Consider the following 3,936-nt stretch of genomic DNA (forward strand, 5'->3'; position numbering starts at 1 on the left):
CAGAAGGTAAAGCATACAAGTATGAAGTGAAAGAGCAAGCAGTACCAGGATATGAATCAAAAGTAAGTGGTACTGACATCACAAATACAAAAGTAGGCCAAACAAAAGTAGAAGGAACGAAGACATGGAAAGACGGAAATGCGAAAGATCGTCCGGAAATGATCAAAGTAGACTTACTACAAAATGGCAAAGTAATTGCAACACAAGAGGTAAGTAAAGCAAGTGAATGGAAGTACGTGTTTACAGATTTAGCTGCATATGATGCCGAAGGAAATGCATACAAGTATGAAGTAAAAGAACAGCCAGTAGATGGATATAAATCAGAGGTAAAAGGTTATGACATTACAAATACAAAAGTAGGCGAAACAAAAGTAGAAGGAACGAAGACATGGAAGGATGACAATGCGAAAGATCGTCCGACAATGATCAAGGTAGATCTACTACAAAATGGCAAAGTGATCGCAACAAAAGAAGTGAGCGCAGCAGATGAATGGAAATATGCGTTTACAGACTTAGCGACATATGATGCTGAAGGAAATGCATATAAGTATGAATTGAAAGAACAACCAGTGAATGGATATAAATCAGAGGTACATGGTTATGACATCACGAATATAAAAGATCCAAGTACGGATCCAAAAGATCCAAGTACAGAACCAAAAGATCCAAGTACGGATCCAAAAGATCCAAGTACAGAACCAAAAGATCCAAGTACAGAACCAAAAGATCCAAGTACAGAACCAAAAGATCCAAGTACAGGTCCAAAAGATCCAAGTACGGATCCAAAAGATCCAAGTATAGATTCAAAAAATCCACCTACTCAAGAAAATTCTAAGACATCAGTATGGCTTCCTAAAACAGGTGGAACATCAATGGATATGATTTCATATATTGCTGGAATGTTGTTATTGGCTTTAGGTGGATTCGTATTTGTTCGTCAACGAATGAGATAAAAAGACTTGTTATGTTGGTTTGAATTATAGCTTGATCAAAGTATTGCTGTAAATATTGATTTTATAAATAGAGGAGACCCACACATTTTGAAAAAAGTTTAATCAAAATGTGTGGGTCTTAATTTTAGATTTCTTAAGTTTGTATAATCAATTGTGTTTTTTGTGTTTACTTTCATTTAATCCACCCTCAGAGAGTAGATATAGGTAGATCTATATTGACTGTTGTTCCTTTTCCTACTTCACTTTCAATAAATATCTTTCCTTGGTGCTTCTCAATAATTTTATAACAGATCATTAATCCTAAACCGATACCATTTTCTTTGAGGCTATAGAATGGTTCTCCTAGGTAAGGTATACGTTCCTGTTCAATTCCACACCCATAATCAGTAAATCGAATGTTTACTTGATTTTGATCAGGTGCATATTGGATTTGAATCAAAATTTCCCCTCCCATTGAAGTTGCCTCAATTGCATTTTTTAAGATATTTATAAAAACTTGCTTTAATTGATTACATTCACAAAGTATGAATGAAGTATCAGATGTAAACTGAGTTTTAATTTGTATGCAATTCATTGTCGCTTGAGGTTCAAGTAACATTACAACTTGCTTCATTAATACATTCAGGTCATTAGTTTTAATTTCTAATGCCTCAGGTTTTGCTAATGTCATAAATTCGTTAGTAATACTATCTATACGTTCAATCTCTGATAACACTATATCTATGTAATGCTCGGTATCCTTATTTCCCAGTGATTGCAATAACTGTATGAATCCTTTCATTGCTGTTAAAGGATTTTTAATTTCATGAGCAATTGCAGTGGATAATTGACCTACTACAGCAAGTTTCTCCGATTTTCGTAATAATTCCTCTGTTTTTAGCCGCTCAGTGATGTCTCGAGAGATGCTTAAGAAAACTTTTTTGCCATTCAAGTTAAACACACGAACAGAAAATTCAATTGTCAGGTTTTTTCCTCTAGGAAAAACAAATTCATCTTGTAATGTAAAAGATGTTTGCCCTTCTCTAATTTTTTCTATGATTCTTTGGACCATTGGAGAATCTGGTGGAACGTTACTAGGGAATGACATCGAAAGAAGTTCTTCTCTACTATATCCAAACCTTTTACACGCAACAGGATTTACTTCGATAAAGCGGGTTGGTAATTCATTATCATTCAGTTCCACTACATATACTGCATCAGTTGCTTGTTCGATGAGTGCACGGTATTTCATTTCACTGTCACTTAATTGCTGGTGTAATTGATGCAGTTTTCTTTCTGCTTGTTTCCTTTCAGAAATGTCTCTACAAATTCCTGATAAAGCAATTACATTACCTCTAAAATCTAAAATAGGCGAAATTGTCAGGCTTACATCAATTAGAGTTTTATCTTTTCTTTGTCTAACAGTTTCAAAACGGGTAAGAATTGGGTCATTCATATTGGTATTTTTAATGTGGTTTATATATTCTAAAGTTTGATCTATTAAAAATTCAGGTACGCAAGGTAATTTTTTTCCTACAGATTCTTTTTCTGACCAACCAAATATTCTTTCATAAGCTTTATTCGCTTGTAACAAATGTCCATCTAAATCAAATATAGTGATAGCATCCACATTATGATTAATAAATGACTCTAGTCGCTCTTTTGTAACCTTCAGTTCATTTTCCGCATGTATTCTTTTCGTTATATCAACAGTAGAACCAACTACCTCAACCACTGTTCCCTCTCTTTTAACAGGTCTAAGAGAGAAAAGTATCGTAGCCTCATCATTTGGCCATGGTAGTTCAAAAGTTACTTCTTCACCATCCCATGCCTGTTGATAATATTTTAATAGTCGAGGAATTAAATGAAATGGAATAATTGAAGCATCTATATTAGATAAACATTTACCTACGACTTGCTGAGAGTGAAACCCGTTTTGATAAAATAATTGTCCATCACATAGAGTATGGACAAAATTCTTCCCTACTTTTTTGAATTTAAAAATACCTCCTTGCAATTGGTGTACGGTATCCTTTAATTCTCGCTTTGATTCTAGTAATGTTTCATTCGCTTTGGCTAAATTTTGTGTTAAAACATATAACTTTTGATACGACTCCATAAGAAAAATACCAATTAAGAGTCCGCATGATATAAAAAATGTACCTTGGATGTTAAGAAGTATAAGTGATATAGAAGGAAAAAAGAATCCAAATACAACATGAATTATAACTAGATAAGCAGCTAGATAAAGAAAAACGCTTTTAAAAGGATGGATATTTTTTAGATATGTTTTGAATATAGTATATATAATAGCTATTCCTAAAGATGCTATTAAAGCTGGTCCCCAATCACCACCAAGGTAGAAAATACGCATAAATAGAATAAACATTAATGTAATCCAACCAGCTGTACGACCAAAATAAATAAACGAAATAATTAGTGGAACGACTCGCAGGTCGTAAAACAATCCCATGTGCTTAAAATTAAAAATCATTAAAATGGCAGCTATGATACCTGCGTAAATGCCACAAAATAAACGAAATGATTTAGAATCTACTTTACTTATAAATACTTGAATAAAAATAGATGTACTAACTAAGAATGCAAAAATAGATAGATTAATGATGAACCCTGTAAAAAGCATGCCATATTCCCCCTTAGTAAATATATTGAAAAATAGAAAGGAAATTCTATGAATTATGCGGTGATTAGACTTGTTATTTGGAAAAGGGAAATGAGTATTTAAAAAATTCAGTTCTTTTTTATCTTTTTTCCAACAATAGATTCTTCACTAAAATATTAAATGTAAGAAACATTAATTTTAGATAGGAAATGAATGCTGGTAGGGATATATAATGAGGGCATCATACAAGAAAGCAATGTACAACCCATGTTAGTAATTGAACTACCCCCACTTTCACTTCGTGTAGAAGAGGGGGATTCCTAAGTAAAGAGTTCTATCGAACTCTAATTTATTAGGCTATCTCCACAGTCCTTGCGGTTA

Annotated in this window: 2 protein-coding genes; one reads left to right on the forward strand and one right to left on the reverse strand. The window is 33.1% G+C overall.

Translation table 11 applies throughout. The features are described 5' to 3' along the window. Nucleotides 1-953, forward strand: a 953-nt coding sequence (locus tag JDS95_RS31735) for a Cna B-type domain-containing protein (RefSeq protein WP_199691034.1), incomplete at its 5' end; no start/stop codon positions are given. Nucleotides 954-1,140: 187 nt separating this feature from the next. Here JDS95_RS31735 and JDS95_RS30270 read toward each other — a convergent pair. Continuing rightward, the gene (locus JDS95_RS30270; protein ID WP_000899499.1) at nucleotides 1,141-3,576 is read right to left on the reverse strand and encodes a PAS domain S-box protein; all 2,436 of its coding nucleotides are present in this window, start codon (nucleotides 3,574-3,576) and stop codon (nucleotides 1,141-1,143) included. Between the last annotated feature and the right edge of the window lie 360 nt (nucleotides 3,577-3,936).

It is taken from the genome of Bacillus cereus group sp. N24, assembly GCF_016483345.1.
Classification (GTDB): domain Bacteria; phylum Bacillota; class Bacilli; order Bacillales; family Bacillaceae_G; genus Bacillus_A; species Bacillus_A toyonensis.